The organism is Pedobacter quisquiliarum (assembly GCF_014642175.1).
In the GTDB taxonomy this organism is placed as follows: domain Bacteria; phylum Bacteroidota; class Bacteroidia; order Sphingobacteriales; family Sphingobacteriaceae; genus Pedobacter; species Pedobacter quisquiliarum.
Genome location: NZ_BMIL01000008.1, coordinates 87,071 through 110,293, shown reverse-complemented (window position 1 = coordinate 110,293; position 23,223 = coordinate 87,071). Strand labels below are relative to the sequence as shown.

The following is a 23,223-nucleotide window of genomic DNA, read 5'->3' as shown; positions in this document are numbered from 1 at the left end:
GGTTTAAAAAGCCCTGTACTTACGACTTAGTTTCCTACCTATAAAGTAATCGAGGCTGTACTTGCCGGGCCCAACGAGCAATAAGAATAGGTACACCAGCACATAGTGGCCAGGTAATTCCTGCTTCTGAAAGCCGTCAGCAGCATGCGCCACAAATATTGCAACCAGCATGGTAATGATCAATGGGATCGTTGCCCATCTTGTCGCGAGGCCAAAAAGAAGCAAAAACGAGCACAGCACTTCTGCAAAAATCGCCAACACAAAAGATGCTATAGCGCCCAGACCAAATGGATCTAAGAACTGGATTTCTCCGCCAGCAAGCAGCTTCATAAGCTTTGGCCATCCATGGGTAAGCATGAAACAAGCAATACCAATTCTTAAAATCAGTAGCGCGGCATTCACAACAGTTTGATTTGAGGATGTATTGAATATTCTCTTCATTGTCTAAGCTTTAATGTATAACTGTAAATATATCATTTTATTTATTCAAGAACATTTTTAAACAAAAAGCGAAGAATATGCTTAAACAGAAGAATAAAATCGCGGTAAAACTAAAAGGTTGCAACATTGTTCCATAATCAACCTAAAAATGCATACTATGAAAAAAATGAAGTTTAAAGACATATGGCGACTACTTAAAGATTCATTCGCCGGCTTCTCAGATGATAAGGTTACCAAGCTTAGTGCATCTTTAGCCTACTACACGGTATTTTCAATGGGGCCACTGCTTATCCTAATAATCTCCATCTGCGGCATTTTCCTCGGCAGAGAAGCCATGGAAGGTGAAGTTTACCGGCAGCTGGAAGGTTTCATGGGGGCAGACACCGCTAAATCACTCCAAGATATTATTAAAAATGCAGCCATAAGTGGCGGAAGTACAATTGCCATCATCATAGGAGCAGTTACCCTACTGGTGGGTGCCACAACGGTGTTCGCCGAGATTCAGGACTCCATCAATACCATATGGGGCTTGAAACCTAAACCAAAACTGGGCCTCATGAAGATGTTGCTTAACCGTTTTTTATCTTTTTCCGTAATCGTGAGTTTAGTCTTCATTCTTTTAGTCTCCCTAGGCGTGACGTGGTTGATTGAAGGCCTGAGCGATCGGTTGTTCCGCAATTTCGAAGATACCTCGGTGATTGTTGTGAACGTGGTCGGTCAAATAATCACCCTTGTCGTGATCTCTTTCATTTTTGGCGTAATCTTCAAAGTGCTTCCAGATGCAAAAATCAAATGGCGCGATGTAGCACTAGGTTCTATCGTAACTGCAGTGCTGTTTATGATTGGGAAATTTGGTATTTCATTTTACATCAGCAAAAGTAATGTCGGTAGTACCTATGGCGCAGCAGGATCCCTGGTGGTACTGCTACTCTGGACCTACTACTCTTCTATTATACTATACTTCGGTGCTGAATTTACCAAAGCTTATGCAATGGATTTTGGCTCTCCGATACATCCGAACCACTATGCGGTAACCACCCGTCAGGTTGAAGTTGAAACAGGCGATGCTCCGGTGCAGGCAAATGCAGATAAACCGACTACCGTTAAGGAACAGGAGAAAAAGAGCTAAAAAAAACGGGGAGGTCACTTTCGCGATCTCCCCGTCATCTAATTAACGCTCGTAATAAAGACGCTAATTCTTATACTTGATTGTGCAAGGCTTAATTAAGCTGTTGCAAGTTTAGCAATATTGCGGTATGGATAAACATTGAAGATGTGTCTTCTTGCAAATCTTCCCGGTGAATCTGCATTAACAAGCTTTACGTAAACCGCTTTAGGAACTTCAAAATACTCGTAGCTGCTGCCATCTAAGAATTGAACAGTTAGCACCAATCCAGCCCATGAAAAATCCGCTATCCCACAAGTAGCCGTGGTCTGCGTATATTCTTCAATAGAAAGCGAAAGGGTTTCCGGCGCAATACTTACCAGAAAATGGTAAGCTTCAATAATCTCCTTACTTCTTTGCTCCGCAGCTAACTTCTCCTCGTCATTATCCTGAAATTTATCAGGGTGACAGTCCTTCATCAGGTTTCTATAAATGGTTTTAAGCTCTTTTAACTCGGTATCTTTTTGTACACCTAATAATTTTCTGTAATCGACGATTTTCTTCATATTGTGGTTATTAGCAGCGTGTTGCTACGCCTTAAAAACGAGTTTGCAAAGGTAGGATTATTTATGCTCCCACACAAGCTAATAACTGATTATATATTAAGGGATTAGTCCCAACGCCAATCACCAGCAATCCGCAACGGTATTTCCAATTTATTTGCCTGTAAAAACGACTTTATCTCTTCCTCCGTCTGCACCTTTACTGGTATCTGTGGTGTATTTGCCAGTGCATATGTTAGCATTGCACTATATCTTACGGTGTTCTTAAGCTCCTGTTCGTCTACCAGTTTGAAAGAATCGCCATTAGAATGGTAGTATGGTCCGGAGTTATTCGGCAATTTACCACCTGTTCCGCCACCTGTAGGAATACCAGCAAGCATGAAAGGCTGGTGGTCACTGTGCAAGCCAGCGCCAGCGGCAAAGATATTTTTGAAGCCTGTGTCTAATTTAGCAATGTCCGCTCCCCAGGACTTAAACAGACTTTCCATTTCTTTTCTTCCGGTCGTAAATCCTTTAGGATCATTCGTCATGTCATAGTTCAGCATGAACTTCACTTTCCCCAATGTACCATCCTTTTTCGCCTGTTCTACATAGGCCTTTGAACCCAGCAAGCCTTGCTCCTCACCCATAAACATCACAAACTCTACCGTACGTTTTGTTTTCAGATTAAGCTTCTTGAATGTCCGAGCCATATCCAGGATAGCGAAAGAGCCGATACCATTATCGATTGCACCTGTGGCAAGATCCCAGCTATCCAGATGGCCGCCGACCACAATCTTCTCGTCAGCAAGGTCATTTCCTTTCAGCGTTGCAATAACATTCCGGGCTTTGATCATCCCCGAGAAGTTCGTCATGTTAATACTGGCGAACTGTTTGGTTTGTTTCATGGTTTCCTTAATCCGCATTCCATTTTCAAGGCCTATACAAACTGCAGGAATCGGAATCAACTTACCGGTAACGGAAGCGGTACCCGTAAGTAGCACATCACCTTTAACACCGTTGATGATGACAACACCTACGGCGCCATGCTGGGTAGCTAGCGCTGTCTTCTCCGAACGATGCAACCTGGGCGTATTTTCAGGAGAGCCCGGCAAAGTACCCAGGAATATCAACGCAACTTTGCCCTTTGCCTTATCAGGATTTGCCAGGTAATCAGCCGCTGTTCCATTACCCATATCTACAAGCTCAGCAGTGACACTCGCTTTTACTGGTGAATGTGCCAGCGTAACCGCATTCACGGCTTCCAAACGACCTTCATTGCCAATCTTCGTTTCCACACTTATGCGATTCCAGCTTTCAACTTCAAATGGCTGATAGCGCACCTGAAACCCGTAAGATTTCAAAAGATCGTAAGCGTAAGACTCTGCCTTGGCGCCATTGGGCGAACCTGTTAAGCGATGACCAATGGTTTCAGTTGCCGATTTAAGGTTTGGATAAGCTTTTGAATTTTGCTGTACTTCCGAATTAATTCGGCTGAATACGGGACCAAAATTATCCTGCGCTGTTGCAGAAAAACTCCACATTAAAGCGGATGCAATAAGTAGTCTGGTAGGTTGATTTATCCTCATAATTAAATTCTATACTCAAATATAAAAAAAATGAGCATGTACCAGCCAGCCCGGCCGCGTTAGCCATTGTATAATTTCCGCTACCAATTTTAATTGATACTTTTACGCCATAATTTTATACATGGGACCTTTATTCCAGCGGCTTGAACAAGGCCGACCCTCCACGAAATTACTTTATGTATTCCTTGGCACCTGGTTTCTAATTAACCTGCTTCAGGCCCTATTCACCGGTTTACACCCGGATGAAGCCTATTATTGGATGTACTCCAAGTTTCTGGACTGGGGTTACTTCGACCACCCGCCAATGGTCGCTTTATACATTAAGGCAGGCGACTGGATTATACATAATCCATTAAGCTTAAGGTTGGTTACAGTCATCACCAATACCCTCTCCATCTTCGTGTTGTGGCAAATTGTTAAGCCTTATACCAAGAACGGCGCCTTATTTATACTGCTGTTCAGCTCTGTGCTGATATTTCATGTTTATGGCTTCATTACCACACCTGACTCGCCGCTCTACTTATTTACGATCTTGTTCTTGTATGCCTACCAGCAATATCTGAAGTCTTACAACTTTGGCTGGGCGCTAGCCTTAGGTATACTTGCAGCGGCATTGCTGCTCAGCAAATATCATGGTGTACTTGTTATATTCTTTGTACTACTTTCAAATTTAAAGCTCTTTACCAAAGGCTCTTTCTGGATAGCCATGGTTGTTGCATTCGCCTTATTTGCCCCGCACATCTATTGGCAATACCTGAACGACTACCCTTCTATTCATTATCACCTGTTTGAACGATCGGCCAGTCCTTACAAGTTCGAGTACACCGCACAATACTTTGTCGACCAATTGCTGATGATGGGCCCCATTATGGGCTGGTACCTGATCTCAAGTGCATGGAAACAAAAAGCGAATCAAGACCTGTTCTTAAGTGGCTTAAGATTTTTGGTGATCGGTGTCTTCATTTTCTTTTTCCTTAACACCTTCAAGGGCAGGGTTCAGGCGCACTGGCCATTGATCGAATTTATACCCTTATTCATCCTGGCTTATATACACATTGCCCGGGGGGGATTAAACAAGACCTATAAAATCCTGTTTACCGTAAACATCGGCTTAATTTTAGTCGCCCGATTAGTCCTGATGGCGGCACCCGAGGGTCTACAGAAAGTTAAGTTTGTAGCCAGTTATTATGGATACCAGGATTGGGCGAATAGCATCGCACAGGCAGCAGAGGGCAATCCGGTGATATTTCAGGATGGCTTTCAGGCACCTGCTTATTACAATTACTACAACAACACGTTAGATGGCTTTGGCAACAATTCCTATGGATACCGTAAGACCCAGTTCGACATCTGGCCAATAGAGGACAGTCTTCAATTCAAAAAGGTGCTGTATGTACTGGATCATCCCTTTGCTGATGGGGCGGAGCAGTTCTCCATTCCGACTAACAAGGCGAAGTTCTACGGAAAATTTATCAATAAGGTAAGGCTGTACCAGAAACTTCAATTCAGCCCATTACATTACAATGATGACTGGAACACAGCTGAGCTTCGGGAGATTACCTTTCAAATAGAAAACCCCTACGATCAGGAAGTACGCTTTGAAGACATTGCTGATGAAAGCCCGGTAGAACTACTCTATGGCTATTACCAATCCGGACAGGTTGTGCAGGTTTCCAACGTATCAGAAGCCTATAAGCAACTGAAGATTCCAGCACACGGCACCACCCAATTCACCATTAAAATCCAGGCGCCGAAAACACCTGGGAAGTACAAGCTTTTTATTGCCCTAAAAACAGCTCCCTTTCCCGGCTCCAGAAACAGCAGCATGATCAACGTCAATGTTAAATAATATGAACCACACCATCGCTTCACTACGAAGATTCCTACTCCTAACCATACTTATATTCAGCGCAGGTTCCACATTTGCTCAGGAGCTGGAAGGCAACCTCAGTTTCTTCGGCTTCATGGATAACCGCGAATACATGAAGTCCGGGCGGTACTCACAAACGATTTTTGGCACCAGAATTTCTCCTGAGGTCGGATTGAGGATCGATAGTGTGCACCGCCTACGCGTGGGCTTCAACGCGCTGTATGAATTCGGTTCTCAACGTGCTAATTTCTTCGACAAAATAGAACCGGTCATCTACTACCAATACGAGAAGAAAAATGTTGATTTCTTCATTGGATCCTTCCCTCGTCAAAACCTCGTAGACGATTATCCACGTGCATTACTGTCCGACACCCTGAATTACTATCGCCCGAATGTACAAGGGATGCTGGGCAGGTATGAAACCTCAACCTTTCGGGAAATCATCTGGCTGGATTGGACCAGCAGACAGACAAACATCGACCGGGAAACTTTTATTTTCGGACTGTCCGGTAAATACCAACCCAACAAGTTTTTTATTAGTCACCACGCTTACATGTTCCACAATGCGGGCGCTGCGATTGAAGTGCCAGGCGATAACTTGCAAGACAATGGTGCGGCGACTGTAAAGCTTGGTGTGGACCTTTCTAAATCAACCTTCCTGGATTCGTTGACCATTGCTGCCGGTGGCATGATGTCCTTCGAGAGAACCAGGAGTGTCTCTGATTTTGTAACACCAAAGGGCTTTGTTGCTGATCTTTATCTTGGCTACAAAAGATTTAGCATTACCAACACTTTCTATGCTGGTGAAGGTCACCATTTGATTCTGGGGGATAAGTTCTACGATGCTAAAACATACAACCGTATTGATTTAGGATGGACACCAATCCTGTTCAAGAACATCAGTGGCAGGTTCGTCTTCACATATCATTATGCAGATGGTATAATGGACAACCAGCAAGCCTTCTTCCTGAGGTACAACATATCCGGATCTAAAAAGCTCAGGTAGGCTCAGCATTAGACAAAAACCTTTTATTCTTTTATAGTGTTAATCAACTAATATTAACATAAACTAAAAAGACATGAATGGATTTTTCAAGACGCTGATTGCAGGCTATGGTGCCAAGAAACTGGGGGGAGGATGCTTCTCTACGATTATCATTTTTGTGCTTATTTATTGGGCATTAGGCCAGTGTAATAAACAGACGCCGCGTGCTGCATCTGAAATTACCCAGCCATCATACATTGAACAATCCAGATAAGGTTAAGATTAGCAAAAAAGTACTGTGGACTATAAAATTCTAGGGGGCTCGGGGCTGCATGTTCCGGCCCTCAGCTTTGGTACGGCTACATTCGGTGGCGGTAATGAATTCTTTAAGGCTTGGGGAACCACCCAGGTTGAGGAAGCCAGGCAACTGATTAACTTATGTCTTGATGCCGGCATGAACTTGTTTGACACCGCCAACAGCTATTCTAATGGCATGTCTGAAGAAATCCTTGCCCAAGCTTTAAAAGGCATCTCGAGACATGACTATATCCTTTCCACCAAAGGTACTTTCCGCATGGGACCAGGTGTAAATGACTTCGGATCCGGGCGGTACCATCTCACGAAAGCACTTGAAGATAGCCTCAAACGTTTAAATACAGACCACATCGACATCTACCACATGCACGGCTTTGACGCCAGTACACCCGTGGAAGAAACGTTAAGCACGCTTGATAACTTCGTGACACAAGGTAAAGTGCGGTACATTGCCTGTTCCAATTTCTCCGGATGGCACCTCATGAAATCGCTCTCCGTTTCTGAGCGTTACGGATGGAGCAGGTATGTCGCACATCAAGCATATTACTCGCTGATCAATAGAGAATTTGAATGGGAGCTGATGCCCCTGGGAATAGACCAGAAAGTGGGTACAATTGTATGGAGTCCACTTGCTTCAGGCCGGTTAAGTGGAAGAATCAACAGGTCACATCCTATGCCGGCTGCAGACAGCCGTTATAGTCAGGGTGGCGGCCAGGGTCCCGATGTTGAACAGGAATTCCTATTCAACATTGTTGATGTACTGGAATCAATTTCGCAAGAGACCGGAAAGAGCATTTCCCAGATCTCCTTGAACTGGCTGCTGCAAAAGCCTACCATAAGCAGTTTAGTTGTTGGTGCCAGAAATGAAAAGCAACTAAAAGAAAATCTCGGCGCTGTCGGCTGGCGATTGAGCGCCGAGCAGATTTCCCGACTGGATGAGGTATCAGCAGTTACGCCGGTTTACCCATACTGGCACCAGCGTAACTTTCCGCATTAAATTTTATTTACCCCGCCAGAGCCAATGACGCGTTTTTTAACGCTGGCATTCCCGCTGTAGTTCACCTGTGCAGAACCACTGATCAATGCATCAATAGACTCGTCTGCATGAATTTCAACCTGACCAGCGCCGCTCATTCTGGTGTTTAGCACATCTACTTTAAGGTTTTTTCCTGCAAATCGTGAAGCACCGCTCATGGTTATATCTGCACGTTCGGCCTTGCCTTTAACATCCAGATGGCCCGAACCGCTAAGTACTGTTGTGAGTTTATCCACATCTACATTGGCCGTCACGCGGCCGCTGCCACTTAGGGTTGTTGTCAGCTCCGCAGCCTCCACCGTACCACTAATGTCAATTGTGCCATTACCGCTCATGGTAATACTGGTCAGCGTTTTCGCAGTTACGTAAGCTACAATCTTCTTGTTCTCGTATTTTTTTGCCCAGCTGGTAACACTCGGCTTAGGACGGATGACCAACACATTCCCCCTTACCTCAGATACCAGGGATGCTAGCACATCTTCATCCCCTTCCAGGCGCATACTTTCTACATTACCAAATTTAACAAACACCTGAATCGGGCCTTGTACCGCTAGACCCTGAAAGTTGCGCACATCCGGGTTAGCCTTTAACTCAGATTTACTGATGACGATCGGAAGTGAAGCGTTTGCCTGCAAACCAGCACCGGTTAAAACGGCTGCTAATAAATAAGGATATAGTTTTCTCATGTTTTTCAGATTTACTACTAAGACGTACATCATATTAAAAAGTTGCATGCGGTACCTAAAATATTAAGTTTTAAAACAGAAGAATGATAAATCTGTTAATAATTGTACTTAAACAACGATCATGGCAGACTTAGGAACAAATAATCCCGAATTCAAAATTGGAGTTTCGTTAAACGGACAGGAACGAAATTTACATATTAAGCCCGATGAAACGAGCGATGGCATAGAGTATTTCGTCGTCTTTGATGATGAGAACGAACTTACCCAGATCCGTCTGGAAGCTGAAGGTAAGTGGGAACAGATGTGGGGCGAGCTATCGGAAGAAGATGTTAACACCATTGGTGAAGCGATAACTAAACAGACAAAAGATGGTAATTCATGATGAAACTTTAAAATTACGCTCTGGTAAATTCTCCATTCAACGGGAAGTTCGACGTAATCTTGGCTTTACAGAACGTCTGGTTTCTGTATTCCTTGGTGGCGCTTTACTGAGCAAAGGCATAGCACACCCTTTTAAATCCAGATTCTGGTACGGAGCATACCTTACCTACCGAGGATTTACCGGTAAATGTGTGATTTATGATCAGCTTGGCATTGATGCAAGAAAGCCGCACGCGGTAAACATCCGGGGTGAGTTTGTGATTGATAAACCAAGTCAGGAAGTTTATAGCTACTGGCGTAACCTCAGCAATATCCCGGCAAGCATCAATCACCTGATGGATGTCGAAATGGTTGATGAGAACCTCTCCAAATGGAAGTCGAACGTCCTTGGCAGTTTCCTGCCCATCAATTGGGAAGCAGAAATTGTAAAAGATGAACCGGGACATCTCATCGGATGGCGTGCAGTAAAAGGCTCCATGCTGCCTCATGTCGGCAAGGTAGAATTTCATCCAACGCCTGATGGAACAGGGACCTTACTCAAAATTGTACTGTCCTACCGTCCACCTGCAGGTGGCCTTGGTGTAGGCGTCTCAAAAATGATAAATCCGGTATTTGAAGAAATGTTGAAGAAGGAGATCATAACCTTCAAACATAAGATTGAAAGCAAAGCTCCTGCCTACTAGCAGGAGCTTTGCTCTTTATTAGGCAGCAGCGATCCCCGCGCCTATGCTGAACAGCACAACCATTAACACATACATAGAGATGATTATCACCGTCACCACTCCAAAAAACTTAAAGATTGATTTCATCTTAACCATTGCTTCCGACAAACTTTCCTGATTGCCATACAATACGGCAAGCTTTGCTGCTGATGAAAACTTGTACATCAGGTAACTTGGGTAGAAATATAACAGTGCAAGAAGCAGGTAAAAGAACATAATTACACCAGAACCTAAAGCCACAAGCCCTGCGTATGCTGGTATCTCCGAAAGACTTTGCATGACAGATTGAACACTTAGTGCAATCATTACCATCAGACCGGTTACGATAAATCCGACAATCGAAAGAAACTTTGCCCATTTAGCAGCCTGATAAATATAGCTCCTGATATCCTCGGTTATGACCAGCCTGATCGGTCCATCCACTTCCTCATGCCCCATTTCAGGCTCATTATAATTTTCCATGATACTATATTCCGCCTTAATTTATGTGGCTAAACATAAAGATTATTTTTGATACCTTTGCGGCGAATCTAGAAAAAATCATTCATGGCATTACAATGTGGTATAGTGGGTTTACCGAACGTAGGTAAATCAACTTTATTTAACTGTTTATCAAACGCGAAGGCTCAGGCCGCTAACTTTCCATTCTGCACCATTGAACCAAATATCGGCGTAATTACCGTTCCTGATCACAGGCTGACTAAGCTTGCGGAATTGGTTAAACCGAATAAAGTACAACCGAACACCATTGAAATCGTAGACATCGCCGGCCTTGTCAAAGGTGCTTCTAAGGGCGAAGGTCTGGGAAATCAGTTCCTTGGTAACATCAGAGCAACAAGCGCGATCATACATGTTTTGCGCTGCTTTGAAGACGGCAATGTTATTCACGTTGATGGATCTGTGGATCCGGTGCGTGATAAAGAAATCATCGACACAGAGCTTCAGCTTAAGGATCTGGATACCGTTACCAAACGCATTCAGAAGGTGGAGAAAATGGCTAAGACCGACAAGGAAGCAAAGCGGACTTTTGACATTCTAAGCATCATCAAATCGCACCTGGAAGTAGGTAAATCTGTGCGCGCTGCAGCAATTGATGCAGATGACTTCGAGTTCATCAAAGACCTTGGTCTGCTAACCCAAAAGCCGGTTATGTATGTGTGCAACGTTGATGAGAATTCAGTGATCAACGGCAATGAATTTGTAGATCGCGTTCGTGAAGCCGTGAAAGATGAGCAGGCAGAAATCCTGATCATCTCCGCAAAAATTGAATCCGAAATTGCAGAATTGGAGAGTTATGAAGAGCGTCAGGAATTTCTTGCTGATCTTGGCTTGACAGAATCAGGTGTAAACAAGCTTATTCAGGCGGCGTACCGGTTGCTAGACCTATACACGTACTTCACCGCGGGTGTACAGGAAGTAAGAGCCTGGACCATTACTAAAGGCTTCACCGCACCTCAGGCTGCCGGTGTTATTCACACAGACTTCGAAAAAGGATTTATCCGCGCAGAGGTAATCAAGTACAATGATTTTGTAACCCTTGGTTCAGAGGCGGCGTGTAAAGAAGCTGGTAAACTCGGCATTGAAGGTAAAACTTACGTAGTGGAAGATGGCGACATCATGCACTTCCGCTTCAACGTTTAATCAATCATATACTATTATAAAAGAAAAGGCAGCTGAAGTTCAGCTGCCTTTTCTTTTATATGAAAATCAAAATCTAATTTACGTTTATAACAGCACGCCTTTAAGGAACATTACAGCGACTGAGAAATAGATAATCAATCCGGTAACGTCAACTAAGGTTGCGACAAAAGGCGCAGAGGACGTCGCAGGGTCAGCACCCAACCTTTTCAGAATCAGGGGCAGCATTGAGCCCGCCAGAGATCCCCACAATACCACACCAACTAAAGCAACGCCCACAGTTAGACCAATGAGCAGCCAATGCGGCCCGTACATGTCGGTAAACTGAACCCAAATGAAAATTCGCAGGAAACCGATAAATCCTAAAGCAATGCCAAGCATTAATCCAGACTGTATTTCCCTGCGCATAATACGCCACCAATCACCAACCGTGATTTCGCCGAGTGCCATTGCCTGGATAATCAGTGTAGAAGCCTGAGAGCCACTATTTCCGCCGCTGGAGATGATTAATGGAACAAACATCGCCAGGATCACAGCCTTCTCTATATCAGCCTGGAAGTGAGACATTGCCGTTGCCGTCAACATCTCCCCAAGAAAAAGTACAATTAACCAGCCGATGCGTTTTTTCACTAGGCCGAGTAAAGGCATATCCAAATATGGTTCATCCAGCGCCTGGGTACCCCCGATCTTGTGGATATCCTCGGTATATTCTTCATTGGCCAGCCATAGAATATCATCTACGGTAACAATACCAAGCAGCATATCACTATCATCAACTACGGGCAAAGCAACGCGATTATTCATCCTGAAAACATTGATGGCCTCCTCTTGAGGGTCATTTGCATTTAGCGCAATCGTTCGGTTATCAGCAAGATCCCCAATCTTCGTTTGTGGTTCAGCCAATAAAACTTCACGTATCCTGATGTCATCGATCAATACCCCTTCCTCATCAATGATGTAGATTACATCAATCGTTTCAGAGTTTTTGCCGTACCATCGGATATGTTCAATAACCCTTGCGATAGTCCAATGTGTCTTCACCGCCACATAATCCGGCGTCATCAGACGGCCGACGCTATTTTCTTTATAACCTAATAGTGAAAGGGCTTCAAGGCGATCTGCTGCCGGAAGCAGGATGATCAGCTTTTTAACCGCATCACCTTTAAGCTCACTGAAGAGGGCGGTACGATCGTCGGGCGGTAAAAGGTTGATTAACTCAGCGAGTTTTGTGCCTGGAAGCTTTTTGAGAATGCGCTCCTGGGTTGGGAAGTCAAGAATTCGGAAAACGTTAACCGCGCGATTGATGGCGAGGGTATCAATGAATTTAACCGCATGTTCCGGAAGTTCATCAATTAAATGTTCGACGTCAGAAATATTGAGGTTGTCCAGATAGTCTTTCAATTGAGCATCATCTTGCTGCTCTAATAATTCCACCACTTCTTCCACAATCATTTCTTCCATAGACCTCTTTTTACATCGTTCGCTGTTTACAAGATTGCAAATGTGGGTTTTTATTTTAAAAAAACCTGTTTTTGCGCTATTTAGTTCACATTTTAAATGATGAACGCTACAATTCTAAAACAATGCCAAAGTAAAAAAAGAAAGGGGCAACCCTCCGGCTGCCCCAATCCATTAACGCTCTCGAGACAAACCTAGGACTTTAATCATTCCCTACCTAAAAAAAAGTGCAGACGTGAAGCATTTTGTAAAATTTTGATCTTAGCTGCAAGGCAAGCCCCCCCGGAAAATCCCATTTACGAAAAAAGCCTTCCAAATAAATTTGAAAGGCTTCTTGGTGTTCCCGACGAGATTCGAACTCATATCGTCTGAACCGGAATCAGAAATTCTATCCATTGAACTACGGGAACGTGCCGCAAAGATATACAATCCGGGGACATATCATTAATTGCAACAAAAAATTTGATCCTCAGCTCATGCCATGTTTTAATATCTTTTACAGACAATCAAAAACTAAGCGGTTTTACTACATTTGATTTATTTTTCAAACCAACGATGCTTAAAATAAAATTCCTCTCGCTCCTGCTCTTTATTGCGTTCAGTAGTACTGCATTCAGTCAGAAATTAGACATCAACAACTTTATTGTCAAAGAAAGTCTGCTTAAAAACAGCAAACTGGCAATTATTGCTGCAGATTCTTTAGAGAACCCACTGGAACAAATTAACGGCATCTATACCTTCACCGTAAGTGGCTTCTCACAGTCCCTACGCTTTAATGATGGCGTAGCCATCGTGCCCTTACAGCTTGAGCGTTCTGCATTCGTATATATCAAACACATAAATGACAGCGGTACACACAGTAAACTCGTGTATGTTTATAAGAAGGAAGGCAGCCTTAGCCCCTATACCGTAAATTCCATGTGGCTGGTCATCATACCACTTATCATTGTCGTGATCGTATTCCTTTTCCGCAAACTGCTGGTACTAGGGATAATCATATTCCTGATCTTACTCTATTTTAACCACAGCAACGGACTGGGTATTGGAACTTTCTTCGAAACCATCTTTGACGCTTTAAAGCGATTGTTTTAAGCTTTAGAACGGAAGTCCGATACCAAAGTTGTACTGTACAAACCGGTAACCGTCAGGGCTATGTGTTCTGAAGTATTCGTCTTTAAACTCTTGCCCACCGCTGAAGAACTTTTTAATCACCCACTGGTCGTTCCCACGGAACTGCGGATCTTTCAGCTTTAGCCCAACGTCAAAACGGAAGACGAAAAAATCCACATCGTACCGGAAGCCTACTCCTGTGCCGATACCAAGCTGATTTCCAAGTTGTGCGAACTTGAAGGTGGTTTCCGGTTGCCCATTATTTGAGTTGATGTTCCAGACGTTACCGGCATCAAGAAAGAAAGCCCCTTTCAACTGCGCACCAAAGAATTTGTCCAGCAGCATGTAGCGATACTCTAGATTTGCTTCGATGTGCATCTGCCCCAACTGGTCAATACCGTAGAGGGTTCTTCTGTTCTCCTCATTTGGGATACGCTCCGCACGGTTGTAATTTCCCGGACCCAATGTTCTGGCCTGCCAGGCACGAACACCGTTCGAACCGCCAGCAAAAAACAACTTTTCAAAAGGGATCACCCTCGAGTTACCATAAGCGTAACCTGCGCCTGCATTTAATCGGGCTACAAACTGGCGCGCACCACCTAATCCCTTGTAATATCTGAGATCAACTTCCGGCCGCACGTACTGGTTAAATGGAAGACCAAAGACTTTGGCATAATCACCAGCAGCAGCATCGTGATTACCACCTGTAATGCTCGTTAGCCCCTGAAGAAGATTTCCTGCCATATCTATGTTCCCACGGAAGTATATGAAATCTTCGTTGGATAAAAGTTTGTTCGCATTTACCGTATAAGTATATTTCACACCCAAAGTAATATCTCTGCGGTCTAGCAGATTTATATTATACAGGTTGGCTGCAATCAGCTCTTGTCCCTTAACGGTAGTCGTGTCAATCAACAACCCTCCAAAGCGATATTCGAAATTCAGTGGTGTCAAGGAGTGTCGTTTCGACTTGGTCTCCACCCAGTCGTAGGTTATAGAACTCAGAAAAACCTTCCTGTCAAACAAGTCCTTTTGCAGTGAATAAACATAACTGGAGGAGAAGGTTGTAAATGGCATCCCGCTTTTTCCCATCAGTGGTACATCAAAAGGCACCATCAGCCTCGGCACGGCAAGGTTTGCACTTACAGAAAAATCCCGCTGATAGATCTCGCTGAATAGAGACCTGCCGTTCCCAATTCTGGACTGCAAGCCACCTTTTACCTGGAATTCGAAACGCTCCGCTCCTCTGAATATATTATTGTTGGTATAAGTATTACTTAATGTAAAACCAACGGTACCCGCATTAAAAGGTACCTCACCCTCTATCCGGTTGCTCATTCTTTTCTGTGGAATAAGCCTGATCAGTGGCTCCACCCTGTTGGAGCTATCCTTCGCCTTCAGGTAATCGATTTTGACGTTCTTAAAGACGTTAAGCTCATAAAGCCTGTCATAAGTCAGCGCCTCATTTCGGATGTCGTATATATCTCCTGGCTTCAGGAAGTCATACCTGACGATCGGATTTCTTCGAAAGTGGCCAGATAAATCGGTAAAGCGGATGTCCCGGAAGCTATTTGGGTTCAACCGGATACTATCCCGTTGAGGAAAACCATCTGTAGTGGGTGCGATCAAGATATTTGTTTGGCCAATGGTAAATATCTGGTGCTGGTCGCGGCCTTCGGGATTATCCACCTGCAAAGAAACATTTACCTTATTGTTATTCAGGTTTGAATCTACGGAGAACTTTACATATGGCCTGAGGAAGTCGTAATAACCATTCTGTTTCATGAGCTCGTAGATCTGCTCCCGCTCATACGCCAGGGAATCATCATCATACTGCATACCCGATCTCAGGTGGGTAAACTGCTCTTTTGAAGCGACATAAAGCTTCTGCATTGCGCTATCCGCAATCTCATAGCGTACAGCATTCACTGAAAAGGGCACGCCTGGCTGCGCCTTGAAACGGATGTCTGCACGTTGATTTTCAACTGCAATCTCTGCATCAACCTTCGCCTTAAAATAACCCTTACTCATCAGAAATTTCTCTATCTGGCTACGGGAGATTTCAACCAATGCACTATCCAACAAGGGGGCCGGAGAGCCCACTGCCTTAGTTTTAAAGAGGCCGTAGAAAAGGTTATACAAGCCAACGTTAATACCGAAACGCGGTGCAGGCCGGATATCCTTTTGCACGTAGTTGAGGGCCTCCTCATTATATTGTTTAGGTACACTATCGATTTCGACGTTCTTCACGACCGACTGGTAATCCTGAATGTATTTTGTAGAAGAACACGCGGTAACAAAAAGAATAATAAACAGTAATATTGCAGGAAATTGTTGCTTCTTTTTATGATTTAGGTATGCTTTCAAAATCTCAGATAGGGTTTATAAAATCGTTACACCAAAAAAAGTACCGTAAAGAAAATGGGCTCTTTATTGTCGAGGGCATGAAAACCTTAATGGAATTTTTCTCTTCAAAGTACCAGATACAAAGTATCTATTATCTGCCTCAATACCAATCTTTACTACCTAAATTGCCTTCAAATATAAAGTTATTTGAAGTAAACAACGCTGAACTGGAAAAGATTAGTACCCTTCAGGCACCCCAGGGCATTCTTGCGCTAATCGCCATTCCAGCCAATGAAGAAGTTGATCCGGAAAACTTAAAACATAGCTTTTCATTGGTACTGGACGGTGTTCAGGATCCAGGGAATATGGGCACAATCATCCGCACGGCGGACTGGTTTGGCTTCAAGCACATCATATGCTCGGCCAACACGGTAGAAGTATTTAACCCAAAAACGGCACAGGCAACAATGGGTTCGCTGGCACGGGTGCAGGTATCCTATGTAAATCTTACCGAATACCTTCCACGTGTAAATGTCCCCTTGTACGCCGCAATGCTGGATGGTGAAAGCATCTTTAAAGTTAATTGGCAGCAGGAAGGCCTGATCGTGCTGGGTAATGAAGGCAAGGGTATTTCAGATGAAGTGGCAGAACTTGTTACCCGGCGTATAACCATTCCACGTGTGGGAGCCGCTGAATCTCTGAATGTTTCCATATCCGCAGCCATTATCTGCGCAGAGGTTAGCAGAAATTTGTACAAATAAGTTGCAACCTAACTTATAATTACTATTTTTGCAGCCTGAATTACATAAGGGTCGAGTGGCCGAGTGGCTAGGCAGAGGTCTGCAAAACCTTCTACAGCGGTTCGAATCCGCTCTCGACCTCAAGATTTATTTGAATTTAAAAACTTAAAGGGTAAGACCATGGCAGTAACGAGATTAAAAAGAAAAGACAGAAAAAATAAAACAACTTCTCGTTTAGAAGTTAAACGTTTGAAATTAGCAACTAACATTGAATTAGGAAGCCGTTCTCAGCAATCGACTACCAATCAATTGGCTAAAAACAATGCAATCCTTGCACAACTAGTTGCTGCTAACGGTTAATCTGCATTAAAAACATAAAAAAAGTGGTTACCATATTGGTTAACCGCTTTTTTTATGCCTTCTATTTTTTAAAGCAAAGCTTTACAAATTCTTTTTACCAGACCCGGTCCTTCATAGATAAAGCCCGTATAAAGCTGTATCAGTGATGCACCCGCATCAAGCTTCTCCTTTGCATCCGCTGGACTATGGATCCCGCCTACCCCAATAATCGGGAAGGAACGGCCGGATTTATCTGCCAGGTATCGTATCACTTCAGTAGATTTTTTGGTCAGTGGCTTTCCACTCAAGCCTCCGGCCTCTGCCGTTACCGCAGGGGCACTATACAGCCCCGAGCGATCTATCGTAGTATTCGTCGCAATTACACCCGCAATTTTAGTCTCCTGCACAATTTCCACGATGTCATCCAACTGCTCATTCGTTAAGTCAGGCGCAATCTTAAGTAGTATAGGCCGACGAACACCATTGATGTTATTCCGGTCCTGCAGCGCATTAAGGATGTCTTTCAAGGGGCCTTTTTCCTGAAGTGAACGCAAGCCGGGCGTATTTGGCGAGCTCACATTGACAACAAAATAATCGACAACATCAAAGAGCCTGTCGAAACATTTAATGTAATCGTTCACCGCTTCTTCATTGGGCGTGTTCTTATTCTTACCTATGTTTCCGCCAATTACAATCTTGCTATCCTTTGCCTTAAGCAGTCTCAACCGCTCCGCCAAGGTATCTACACCCTTATTGTTGAAACCCATCCGGTTGATAATCGCATTATCTTCCACTAGGCGGAACATTCTGGGTTTATCATTTCCAGGCTGAGGCAAAGGTGTAACGGTACCCACTTCAATGAACCCGAACCCAAGATTACTTAATGCCTCAATATATTCACCGTTTTTATCGAATCCGGCAGCAAGCCCTACTGGGTTAGTAAACTTAATACCGAAAACCTCCCGCTCCAGGCCTTTGATGTGCACACCAAAAGTGCTGCGAAGTATCGTTTTTCCGAAAGGAAAATGGTCATTGAACCAGTTCAAACGTCGGGTAACAAAGTAATGTGCTTTCTCGGGATCAAGCTGAAAAAAGACAGGTTTTATAAAACGGTACATGGCACGAAGATAATAAATTCAATATGCTTCGTCTTCAAATTGTTAAATAAGCGTCTAGCAGGCAGGCATGACCAACGATTTTGTAGCTAAAAATCGTATTTTTGCGCACAAATGATTTCAATAAACGACTTAACCTTCCGAATTGGCTCCAGAGCCTTGTATGACGAAGCCAACTGGCACATCAAACCAGGAGAAAGAATAGGCCTGATTGGTGCTAACGGTACTGGAAAATCCACGCTTCTTAAAATAATTGTTGGCGAATACGCCCCTTCTGAAGGTACCATTTCAATGTCTAAGGACCTGAAAATCGGATACCTGAACCAGGATTTATTGTCCTATGATTCTCATCATAGCATTCTGCACGTTGCCATGGAGGCTTTTGAACGTCAGAATAGGCTGCATGATGAAATTGAAGAATTATTAAAAAAGATCGAGACGGATTATTCGGAAGAAGTTCTAAATAAACTTAGTGATAAACAGCAGGAATTTGAAGCCTTAGACGGCTACAACATTGAGTATCGTGCCAATGAAATTCTTGCAGGTCTGGGTTTCAGTGCTGAAGATCAACACCGCCCCTTAAACACCTTCTCCGGAGGCTGGAGGATGCGTGTAATGCTTGCTAAAATCCTGCTTCAAACACCAGACATCCTGTTGCTGGATGAGCCCACCAACCACATGGATTTACCTTCCATCAAATGGCTGGAAAGTTATCTGATGAGTTTCGAAGGTGCTATTGTAATCGTGTCTCACGATAGATACTTCCTGGATAAAGTCGTGAACCGTATCGTAGAATCACGTAAAGGTAAGCTGACGCCTTATGCAGGTAACTACACCTTCTACCTGGAAGAAAAAGCCTTGAGAGGTGAAATTCAGAAAGGTGAGTTTAAAAACCAACAGGCAAAAATTAAACAGGAGGAGCGTCTGATTGAGCGTTTCAAAGCGAAAGCTTCGAAGGCGAAGATGGCACAATCCCGTATGAAAGCGCTTGATAAGATGGAACGTGTAGAAGACGTTGATGACGACAATCCTACGGTGAACTTCAAATTCAAGTTTTCTAAACCATCCGGCCGTCACGTTATCAAAATCGAGGACGCATACAAAAGTTATCCAAACATCGAAATTCTACGAAATGCGGATGGCTTAATTGAAAAGGGCGACAAGATCGCACTTATCGGTGCCAACGGTAAAGGTAAATCTACGCTACTCCGCATCATTGCAGGTGCAGAAGCATTTGATGGCACCTGTGAAACTGGTCACAATGTAACCACAACGTTCTTTGCACAGCACCAGCTGGAGTCTTTGCACCTGGAAAACACCATCCTTGAGGAACTTCAGGCATTCGCACCAAAACACACAGACACAGAGCTACGGGGTATCCTGGGCTGTTTCCTTTTTACTGGTGACGATGTGTTTAAGAAAATACGTGTACTTTCCGGTGGAGAGAAATCGAGGGTCGCACTTGCGAAATCATTAACAACAGACTCCAACTTCCTCATTCTGGATGAGCCTACCAACCACTTGGACATACAGTCTGTAAACATCCTGATCCAGGCATTGCAGCAATATGAAGGAACATTCATTGCCGTTTCCCACGACAGGTACTTCCTGGACAATGTTGCCAACAAGATCTGGTTCATTGAAAACATGGATATTAAGGAATACCCTGGTACTTACGCTGAATACGAGGAATGGAACAGTAAACGGGTACAGCCCGCACCTACGCCTATTCCGATGAAAGCGCAAAAAGAGGAAAAGCCGAAGATTCAGGAAAAACCAGTTTCCACGCAAAGTCAGCTTAAAAAGCTAAACGACAAATTGCAGAACATTGAGAAAGAGATTGCAAGCCTGGAAGCGCAAGTTAAGGCAACTGAAGCTGAGCTCGCTAGCGATGCCGTTTACGGAGATCAGGCAAAACTTGCCGAAATCAACAAGAAATATCAGGCCGACAAGCATTTGCTTGATGCCGCACAGAAATCATGGGAAGCGCTTGCTTCTGAAATCATGGAACTGGAAAGCTAAATATGAGAAAACTGGCTGGATTGCTCCTTCTGATTGTAACCGGCATGCACGTAATGGCGCAAACGCCATTCAGCAATGAGAACAAAATTTACCAGCCCCAGGTTCAGACGGTAATGTGTTACAACGAGCAGAAAGAGCAATCCATACCAGTAATTTCATTGAAGTCGGCTGAAAAGCTTCATTTCAGCTTTGATGATCTTGAGGGTGGCAGTAAGAATTACTGGTACACCATAGTCCATCACAGCAGTGACTGGCAGCCTTCAGGCCTATCCCCAATAGAATACCTGGAAAGCTTTTCCGAAGACCGGATCGTAGATTACGATTATTCTTCCAACACCCTTCAGAAATACACCCATTACAGCCTCAGCTTACCGAATCAGCAGATCAGCCCGAAGATATCCGGCAATTATCTGCTTAAAGTTTACCTCGATGGCGACTTGAATAAACCTGTAATTTCTCAGCGCTTTTATGTTACTGATAATCGCCTGAATGTTGGAATGGAAGTCCTGCCGAGCATGCAGGTTCCGCTTAGAAGTACAAATCAGAAGATCAACGTCAGCCTTTTTAATACCGGCAACATTCAAAATCCTGCGGCAGATGTCAAGGTTGTTGTCATGCAGAATCAAATTCCCTACGCTGCGGTAACCACCAAAAAACCTTCTGCCATAAAGCCCGGAGAACTGGCCTACAAAGACCCTTTTACGAATGATTTCGCAGCTGGGAATGAGTTCCGTAAGTTCGACATCAGGAGTCTTCGCGTCAAAGGTGCACAGGTTCAGGATATCCAGCTCGACAGCATCAACCGGGTAACATTGTTCCCCGATCTGCCAACCACGGGCCGGTACGTCAGGACCTTCGATGAGAATGGTAACTTCTTTATTCGCAATCAGGACGGCCGTGACGAGCAAACAGAAAGTGACTATGCGAATGTCACGTTCCAGTTAGACTTGCGTCAGGGACTAACCAATAATGCCGTGTACGTAGTTGGCCGATTTAACAATTACATACTCGCACCAGCATTTCAATTGCAGGACCGCAGTGGCAACAACAAGTACCAGCTTACCCTCAAATTAAAGCAAGGTGTGTACGACTACAAGTATGTCTTAAAAGATCTTCAAAGCGGAGCTGTCGACGAAACAACATTGGAAGGCTCGTTTTTCGAAACGGACAACAGCTACCAGGTCTTTGTCTACTACAAGAAACCTGGCAGCCGATGGGAAGAACTTATTGGTTATAGCCAGACGTCCAGATAGACACTCCTCTCGCATTGCATGGGAATTCTGCCCAGCCATGTTCATCAATGATGATCTGTTCTGACCTGTGGCCTAAAACATCTGTGAAGGGTTTACCGGCATGACGAATTCCAACTTCCATACGTTTTATACCATCGTCACCATTGCTCATCACCACAGCAAGTCCCGAATTCTGATTTTCATCATCACCCTCCCTTGTCCAGCCAATGCAGTTTGGATGATCAAAGTAATCTCTTTGTAAGCCATGCGCCAGGAACTTTCTTACGCGGCTAATGGTGTGCAGGTTCGGTAATCCCACCAGTTCAACTTCCACGTCCTCCCCTGCTTCGTTCTTGTCTATGTATTTACAGCCATACAAATCCGGATAAAACAGACATGGAATTCCATGCTCACGTAAAAGGATCATCGCATATGCTAAAGGTCGGAACCAGTATTCTACATACGACTGTAGTGCTTGCAAGGGCTGTGAATCATGATTATCCACAAAGGTGATGGATAAAAATGGATGCGTTTGCGTTAGTGTGCCTTCAAAGATTTTGCTCAGGTCATAGCTTTCATCAGACAAACTCGCCTGGTAAAAGTTCGTATGCAGGATCGAGTCGAACAGTTGCATTCTACCGCCCGTTTCTTCGATATAGGCATGTAGTTCTTCAACCTGCGCAGTTACCCAGTTCTCGGCAACAATAAAGAATTGCTCATTGAAGGTCGCGTTCATATGGTCAATCCATTCATTTAAGAAATCTGCCGAGACATGCTTTACAGCATCCAGGCGGAAGCCCTTCATCCCACAGGTTTTGTAGTACCATTCGCCCCAGCGTTTCAGTTCCTCCCGAACGGCGGGATTACGGAAATCGACATCATTAAACATCAGATAATCGTAGTTCCCAAACTCACCCGAGGGCACCTGCTCCCACCCCTCACCATAGGTGTTCTGAATGGAAAATATGCCTTCTTCCTGAATATCAGCCGCCCAGTCGATGCCACTAAAAGCATGAAAGTCCCAAATGAATTCCGAATATTTTCCTGCTCTGCCGGGAAAGGTAAACTTTGTCCAGGCCTCAATCTCGAATACATCGGAAACGAATTCCTCACGATTGTCAGGGTTCACTTTACGCACCGGAATCTTTTCCAGCTCATCTGCACCTGCTTTGTGGTTGAGCACCACATCTGCCATCACCGTGATGTGTTTCGCCTGCAGTTCTTTGATCGCTGCAATATATTCATCGCGCGAGCCATATTTCGTCTCCACAGTGCCCTTCTGATCAAACTCGCCCAGATCGTAGAGATCATAACAATCGTATCCTACAGAATTTGCACCCTCTGTCGATTTGTAGGCAGGTGGAAACCACACCATCGTCACGCCTAAATCTTCCAGGTGGGCTGCCTCATTTTTCGCCTTATTCCACAACTTTTCCTCTTCATTGTAGTACCAATGAAAATATTGTACTAACGTTTGATTGATCATTCTTATGTTTATCCTCCCTTTTAGGGAAGCAAAAACAATAACATGATGTACTACAATTTGTTTAC

The 23,223-nt window shown here is 44.1% G+C and carries 22 protein-coding genes and 2 tRNA genes; 14 read left to right on the top strand and 10 right to left on the bottom strand.

Annotated elements, in window-relative coordinates; translation table 11 throughout:
* Positions 1-3: 3 nt before the first annotated feature.
* Entirely contained in the window at positions 4-441 is a 438-nt protein-coding gene (locus IEW69_RS12740; RefSeq protein ID WP_188627248.1) for a DoxX family protein, read from the bottom strand.
* A gap of 157 nt (positions 442-598) precedes the next feature.
* Between IEW69_RS12740 and IEW69_RS12735 the strand changes: the two genes are divergently transcribed.
* Positions 599-1,570, top strand: a complete 972-nt coding sequence (locus IEW69_RS12735; protein WP_188627247.1) for a YihY/virulence factor BrkB family protein — start codon at positions 599-601, stop codon at positions 1,568-1,570.
* A gap of 95 nt (positions 1,571-1,665) precedes the next feature.
* Here IEW69_RS12735 and IEW69_RS12730 read toward each other — a convergent pair whose 3' ends face one another.
* Both IEW69_RS12730 and IEW69_RS12725 read right to left on the bottom strand, forming a co-directional pair.
* Complete coding sequence (locus tag IEW69_RS12730) at positions 1,666-2,112, bottom strand: KTSC domain-containing protein (RefSeq protein ID WP_188627246.1); 447 nt, start codon at positions 2,110-2,112, stop codon at positions 1,666-1,668.
* Positions 2,113-2,216: 104 nt separating this feature from the next.
* Entirely contained in the window at positions 2,217-3,677 is a 1,461-nt protein-coding gene (locus IEW69_RS12725; RefSeq protein WP_188627245.1) for a M20/M25/M40 family metallo-hydrolase, read from the bottom strand.
* A 121-nt stretch (positions 3,678-3,798) separates the two neighbouring features.
* On the opposite strand from IEW69_RS12725, the gene IEW69_RS12720 reads away from it, so the two are divergent.
* The 4 genes from IEW69_RS12720 (at position 3,799) to IEW69_RS12705 (ending at position 7,844) form a co-directional block, all read left to right on the top strand.
* Positions 3,799-5,526, top strand: coding sequence for an ArnT family glycosyltransferase (locus tag IEW69_RS12720; protein WP_188627244.1), 1,728 nt, complete (start codon positions 3,799-3,801; stop codon positions 5,524-5,526).
* Position 5,527: 1 nt separating this feature from the next.
* Positions 5,528-6,553: a lipid A deacylase gene (locus tag IEW69_RS12715; RefSeq protein ID WP_229663613.1), complete on the top strand. Its 1,026-nt coding sequence runs from the start codon at positions 5,528-5,530 to the stop codon at positions 6,551-6,553.
* 73 nt (positions 6,554-6,626) lie between these two features.
* Positions 6,627-6,806, top strand: coding sequence for a hypothetical protein (locus tag IEW69_RS12710; RefSeq protein WP_188627243.1), 180 nt, complete (start codon positions 6,627-6,629; stop codon positions 6,804-6,806).
* A 24-nt stretch (positions 6,807-6,830) separates the two neighbouring features.
* Positions 6,831-7,844 carry an aldo/keto reductase gene (locus IEW69_RS12705; protein ID WP_188627242.1) on the top strand — a complete coding sequence of 338 codons (1,014 nt, stop codon included), beginning with the start codon at positions 6,831-6,833 and terminating at the stop codon, positions 7,842-7,844.
* Here the strand turns inward: IEW69_RS12705 and IEW69_RS12700 are convergent.
* Complete coding sequence (locus IEW69_RS12700) at positions 7,841-8,569, bottom strand: head GIN domain-containing protein (RefSeq protein ID WP_188627241.1); 729 nt, start codon at positions 8,567-8,569, stop codon at positions 7,841-7,843. The genes IEW69_RS12705 and IEW69_RS12700 overlap by 4 nt on opposite strands.
* Before the next feature lie 121 nt (positions 8,570-8,690).
* On the opposite strand from IEW69_RS12700, the gene IEW69_RS12695 reads away from it, so the two are divergent.
* Entirely contained in the window at positions 8,691-8,951 is a 261-nt protein-coding gene (locus IEW69_RS12695) for a hypothetical protein (RefSeq protein WP_188627240.1), read from the top strand.
* Complete coding sequence (locus tag IEW69_RS12690) at positions 8,938-9,633, top strand: YgaP-like transmembrane domain (protein ID WP_188627239.1); 696 nt, start codon at positions 8,938-8,940, stop codon at positions 9,631-9,633. Before IEW69_RS12695 ends, IEW69_RS12690 begins: the two co-directional genes overlap by 14 nt.
* Positions 9,634-9,651: 18 nt before the next feature.
* Here IEW69_RS12690 and IEW69_RS12685 read toward each other — a convergent pair whose 3' ends face one another.
* Complete coding sequence (locus IEW69_RS12685; protein WP_229663612.1) at positions 9,652-10,134, bottom strand: hypothetical protein; 483 nt, start codon at positions 10,132-10,134, stop codon at positions 9,652-9,654.
* 84 nt (positions 10,135-10,218) lie between these two features.
* On the opposite strand from IEW69_RS12685, the gene ychF reads away from it, so the two are divergent.
* The gene (gene ychF / locus IEW69_RS12680; RefSeq protein ID WP_188627238.1) at positions 10,219-11,313 is read left to right on the top strand and encodes a redox-regulated ATPase YchF; all 1,095 of its coding nucleotides are present in this window, start codon (positions 10,219-10,221) and stop codon (positions 11,311-11,313) included.
* A gap of 84 nt (positions 11,314-11,397) precedes the next feature.
* Here the strand turns inward: ychF and mgtE are convergent, their stop codons facing one another.
* Positions 11,398-12,771 carry a magnesium transporter gene (mgtE, locus tag IEW69_RS12675; protein WP_188627237.1) on the bottom strand — a complete coding sequence of 458 codons (1,374 nt, stop codon included), beginning with the start codon at positions 12,769-12,771 and terminating at the stop codon, positions 11,398-11,400.
* A 332-nt stretch (positions 12,772-13,103) separates the two neighbouring features.
* Positions 13,104-13,178: transfer RNA gene (locus IEW69_RS12670), tRNA-Arg, on the bottom strand.
* A gap of 145 nt (positions 13,179-13,323) precedes the next feature.
* On the opposite strand from IEW69_RS12670, the gene IEW69_RS12665 reads away from it, so the two are divergent.
* Positions 13,324-13,860, top strand: coding sequence for a hypothetical protein (locus tag IEW69_RS12665; RefSeq protein WP_188627236.1), 537 nt, complete (start codon positions 13,324-13,326; stop codon positions 13,858-13,860).
* Positions 13,861-13,863: 3 nt separating this feature from the next.
* On the opposite strand, the gene tamL is transcribed toward IEW69_RS12665, so the two are convergent.
* Positions 13,864-16,245: a translocation and assembly module lipoprotein TamL gene (gene tamL / locus IEW69_RS12660; protein WP_188627235.1), complete on the bottom strand. Its 2,382-nt coding sequence runs from the start codon at positions 16,243-16,245 to the stop codon at positions 13,864-13,866.
* Here tamL and IEW69_RS12655 point away from each other — a divergent pair.
* From IEW69_RS12655 to IEW69_RS12645, 3 genes are all read left to right on the top strand, one after another.
* Positions 16,236-16,985 carry a TrmH family RNA methyltransferase gene (locus tag IEW69_RS12655; RefSeq protein WP_188627234.1) on the top strand — a complete coding sequence of 250 codons (750 nt, stop codon included), beginning with the start codon at positions 16,236-16,238 and terminating at the stop codon, positions 16,983-16,985. The two genes, tamL and IEW69_RS12655, sit on opposite strands and share 10 nt — an antisense overlap.
* Positions 16,986-17,034: 49 nt before the next feature.
* Positions 17,035-17,105 (top strand) — tRNA-Cys (locus IEW69_RS12650).
* A gap of 39 nt (positions 17,106-17,144) precedes the next feature.
* Positions 17,145-17,324: a spore protein gene (locus IEW69_RS12645; RefSeq protein WP_188627233.1), complete on the top strand. Its 180-nt coding sequence runs from the start codon at positions 17,145-17,147 to the stop codon at positions 17,322-17,324.
* Between the two features lie 68 nt (positions 17,325-17,392).
* On the opposite strand, the gene IEW69_RS12640 is transcribed toward IEW69_RS12645, so the two are convergent.
* Complete coding sequence (locus IEW69_RS12640; protein WP_188627232.1) at positions 17,393-18,421, bottom strand: quinone-dependent dihydroorotate dehydrogenase; 1,029 nt, start codon at positions 18,419-18,421, stop codon at positions 17,393-17,395.
* A gap of 111 nt (positions 18,422-18,532) precedes the next feature.
* Between IEW69_RS12640 and IEW69_RS12635 the strand changes: the two genes are divergently transcribed.
* Together IEW69_RS12635 and IEW69_RS12630 are read left to right on the top strand one after the other, a co-directional pair.
* On the top strand, positions 18,533-20,440 hold the full coding sequence (locus tag IEW69_RS12635; RefSeq protein ID WP_188627231.1) for an ABC-F family ATP-binding cassette domain-containing protein: 1,908 nt from the start codon (positions 18,533-18,535) through the stop codon (positions 20,438-20,440).
* 2 nt (positions 20,441-20,442) lie between these two features.
* Complete coding sequence (locus tag IEW69_RS12630) at positions 20,443-21,693, top strand: type IX secretion system plug protein (RefSeq protein ID WP_188627230.1); 1,251 nt, start codon at positions 20,443-20,445, stop codon at positions 21,691-21,693.
* Here the strand turns inward: IEW69_RS12630 and IEW69_RS12625 are convergent.
* Positions 21,665-23,158 carry an alpha-amylase gene (locus IEW69_RS12625; RefSeq protein ID WP_188627229.1) on the bottom strand — a complete coding sequence of 498 codons (1,494 nt, stop codon included), beginning with the start codon at positions 23,156-23,158 and terminating at the stop codon, positions 21,665-21,667. The genes IEW69_RS12630 and IEW69_RS12625 overlap by 29 nt on opposite strands.
* Positions 23,159-23,223: the final 65 nt, after the last annotated feature.

What these genes read in the sequence shown, in the direction of transcription:
- IEW69_RS12710 (WP_188627243.1), top strand. Translation starts at nt 6,627, where the DNA reads ATGAATGGATTTTTCAAGACGCTGATTGCAGGCTATGGTGCCAAGAAA.
- IEW69_RS12735 (WP_188627247.1), top strand. Translation starts at nt 599, where the DNA reads ATGAAAAAAATGAAGTTTAAAGACATATGGCGACTACTTAAAGATTCA.
- IEW69_RS12730 (WP_188627246.1), bottom strand. Translation starts at nt 2,112, where the DNA reads ATGAAGAAAATCGTCGATTACAGAAAATTATTAGGTGTACAAAAAGAT.
- IEW69_RS12635 (WP_188627231.1), top strand. Translation starts at nt 18,533, where the DNA reads ATGATTTCAATAAACGACTTAACCTTCCGAATTGGCTCCAGAGCCTTG.
- IEW69_RS12655 (WP_188627234.1), top strand. Translation starts at nt 16,236, where the DNA reads ATGCTTTCAAAATCTCAGATAGGGTTTATAAAATCGTTACACCAAAAA.
- IEW69_RS12725 (WP_188627245.1), bottom strand. Translation starts at nt 3,677, where the DNA reads ATGAGGATAAATCAACCTACCAGACTACTTATTGCATCCGCTTTAATG.
- IEW69_RS12630 (WP_188627230.1), top strand. Translation starts at nt 20,443, where the DNA reads ATGAGAAAACTGGCTGGATTGCTCCTTCTGATTGTAACCGGCATGCAC.
- IEW69_RS12665 (WP_188627236.1), top strand. Translation starts at nt 13,324, where the DNA reads ATGCTTAAAATAAAATTCCTCTCGCTCCTGCTCTTTATTGCGTTCAGT.
- IEW69_RS12715 (WP_229663613.1), top strand. Translation starts at nt 5,528, where the DNA reads ATGAACCACACCATCGCTTCACTACGAAGATTCCTACTCCTAACCATA.
- IEW69_RS12740 (WP_188627248.1), bottom strand. Translation starts at nt 441, where the DNA reads ATGAAGAGAATATTCAATACATCCTCAAATCAAACTGTTGTGAATGCC.
- ychF (WP_188627238.1), top strand. Translation starts at nt 10,219, where the DNA reads ATGGCATTACAATGTGGTATAGTGGGTTTACCGAACGTAGGTAAATCA.
- IEW69_RS12695 (WP_188627240.1), top strand. Translation starts at nt 8,691, where the DNA reads ATGGCAGACTTAGGAACAAATAATCCCGAATTCAAAATTGGAGTTTCG.
- IEW69_RS12720 (WP_188627244.1), top strand. Translation starts at nt 3,799, where the DNA reads ATGGGACCTTTATTCCAGCGGCTTGAACAAGGCCGACCCTCCACGAAA.
- mgtE (WP_188627237.1), bottom strand. Translation starts at nt 12,771, where the DNA reads ATGGAAGAAATGATTGTGGAAGAAGTGGTGGAATTATTAGAGCAGCAA.
- IEW69_RS12640 (WP_188627232.1), bottom strand. Translation starts at nt 18,421, where the DNA reads ATGTACCGTTTTATAAAACCTGTCTTTTTTCAGCTTGATCCCGAGAAA.
- IEW69_RS12645 (WP_188627233.1), top strand. Translation starts at nt 17,145, where the DNA reads ATGGCAGTAACGAGATTAAAAAGAAAAGACAGAAAAAATAAAACAACT.
- IEW69_RS12700 (WP_188627241.1), bottom strand. Translation starts at nt 8,569, where the DNA reads ATGAGAAAACTATATCCTTATTTATTAGCAGCCGTTTTAACCGGTGCT.
- IEW69_RS12625 (WP_188627229.1), bottom strand. Translation starts at nt 23,158, where the DNA reads ATGATCAATCAAACGTTAGTACAATATTTTCATTGGTACTACAATGAA.
- IEW69_RS12690 (WP_188627239.1), top strand. Translation starts at nt 8,938, where the DNA reads ATGGTAATTCATGATGAAACTTTAAAATTACGCTCTGGTAAATTCTCC.
- IEW69_RS12685 (WP_229663612.1), bottom strand. Translation starts at nt 10,134, where the DNA reads ATGGAAAATTATAATGAGCCTGAAATGGGGCATGAGGAAGTGGATGGA.